Source organism: Acinetobacter lwoffii, assembly GCF_024129115.1.
GTDB lineage: Bacteria > Pseudomonadota > Gammaproteobacteria > Pseudomonadales > Moraxellaceae > Acinetobacter > Acinetobacter lwoffii_T.
This window is the reverse complement of sequence record NZ_JAMXXO010000056.1, coordinates 1-1797: the sequence shown is the minus strand read 5'-3', so window position 1 is coordinate 1797 and position 1797 is coordinate 1. Positions and strand designations below refer to the sequence as shown.

General features: G+C 38.1%; 2 protein-coding genes. Both read left to right on the top strand.

Annotation, left to right across the window (positions count from 1 at the left end):
• The first annotated feature begins 490 nt into the window (after window positions 1-490).
• Complete coding sequence (locus NI470_RS15635) at window positions 491-790, top strand: hypothetical protein (protein WP_253149017.1); 300 nt, start codon at window positions 491-493, stop codon at window positions 788-790.
• Window positions 783-1784 carry a phage/plasmid replication protein, II/X family gene (locus tag NI470_RS15630; protein ID WP_253149019.1) on the top strand — a complete coding sequence of 334 codons (1002 nt, stop codon included), beginning with the start codon at window positions 783-785 and terminating at the stop codon, window positions 1782-1784. The genes NI470_RS15635 and NI470_RS15630 overlap by 8 nt, the downstream gene beginning before the upstream one ends.
• Window positions 1785-1797: the final 13 nt, after the last annotated feature.

Below are 1797 nucleotides of genomic sequence, written 5' to 3'. Positions count from 1 at the left end.
GTTCCATTAGTCCGATATTTAAAAGCCGAACCTGTAGGGATACCTGATTGGGCTTATGAAAAGAAACTCGTTGCTTAACGGGTTTTTTTTTGTCTATCTAGTGAGTAAAAACGAGCGATGAGTGAGGAGGAGCTTCGACGACCGACACGACAGAGCGAGTGTCTACGAGCGAACTGACATATTTAGAATTACAAAACCTTCCTTCCCTGATTACAAGCTCCCTTCTGCATTAGATCGGTAAGTACCAGGCTATGCCTGCCGACAACATATAAACATGACAACATGACAACAAGTAAACATGAAAACACACCGACGCAAACGCAATCGACATCCGATCGGCTCGCGTCGGTGCGATGCGAAAAGGAGGTGTGCAGTGTTAGTAATACTGCACATTAGTCTCAATAATGATACTTTTTAAGAATCCCCACACTTTACAGCTCTTTTTTTATGCGGTACTCTAAATCCAAAGAGTTACTCCGAAGAAATTATAATGCCTAATGTAAACCCTAGAACAAACCTAACACTTAAACCTGAATTACACGATCTTATCCAAGAAACTGCCGATCATTTAGGTCTTAAACGTGCTCAATTAATTACAAGTCTTTTAGAGGAATTTGCTCCTCAGCTTGAAAAAATGTGTGTTGCATTTCGGGAAATCAAAGAAAAAAAGGTAGACCCTTCTGTGGTTGTCTCTGCATTTGGTGCTGACAGTATGGCTGAAATTACTCAAGCTACTGCACAGTTAGCTCAGGAATTGGCTCAGATGCAAAAAGGAAAAAATCATGATTGATTGGGTAACCGCTATTCTTCCTTGCAAACATGACCCTTCTAGGCTCATTGATGGGCTTATTTATTCTTATGATGCTCTTGGCAATGAACAATGGATGGTTGAAAAGAAATTAAGTATTGAAGGTTCTTTTTCTTCTAAGGTTCAAATTAAATCACACGATAATTTTCATATATGGATTTCAGGTAATCCGACCAAGTTTTTACAAGGTCATAATATTTTTGGTTCTAATGATTTACTTCACTTGATGGGTTTATTTTTTGATGAGTTATTAAAACAAGATATTGGCTTATGTCCCGACCCTTTCCAATACAACAAAATAAAAGATGGTGAATATCAATTAACTCGTGTTGATGTAAACGAATCTTGGCATTTAGATAATAAAAAGGACGTTTTAGCTTGGATCCGTGCTGTCGGCTCTACTGCATACATGAAACATCGTGGTGCTGGTCAATTCTCTGGTGATACTGCTTATTTTGGTAAAAACTCTCGTCGTTGGTCTTTAAAGTGTTACTCCAAAGGACATGAATTGTCTGCTAAAGGTCATAGATTACCTAAAGAATTAATGATTCCTGAGTTGTTAGAATATGCTGATAAAGCCTTACGGATAGAGGCTGTCATACGTTCTATGGAGTTAAAAAGACTAGGCTTGGACTATGCTAGTAATTGGGATATAGACACTGCTACAATGTTACTCCGAAGTTATCTTGATAACTTAGAGATGAGTGATGTTTATATGCTAAAAGATGATGTTTTAGATTCCCTTCCGATGCGCTTACGCATGGTATATCAGTCTTGGCTTAACGGTGACGATCTCAAGCAAATTATGACTAAACCAACTTTCTACCGTGTTCGAAAACAGTTAGAAAAGTATGGTGTTGATATTGCAACTGCCACACCAAAAGAAAAAACAAACGTTGTTCCATTAGTCCGATATTTAAAAGCCGAACCTGTAGGGATACCTGATTGGGCTTATGAAAAGAAACTCGTTGCTTAACGGGTTTTTTTTT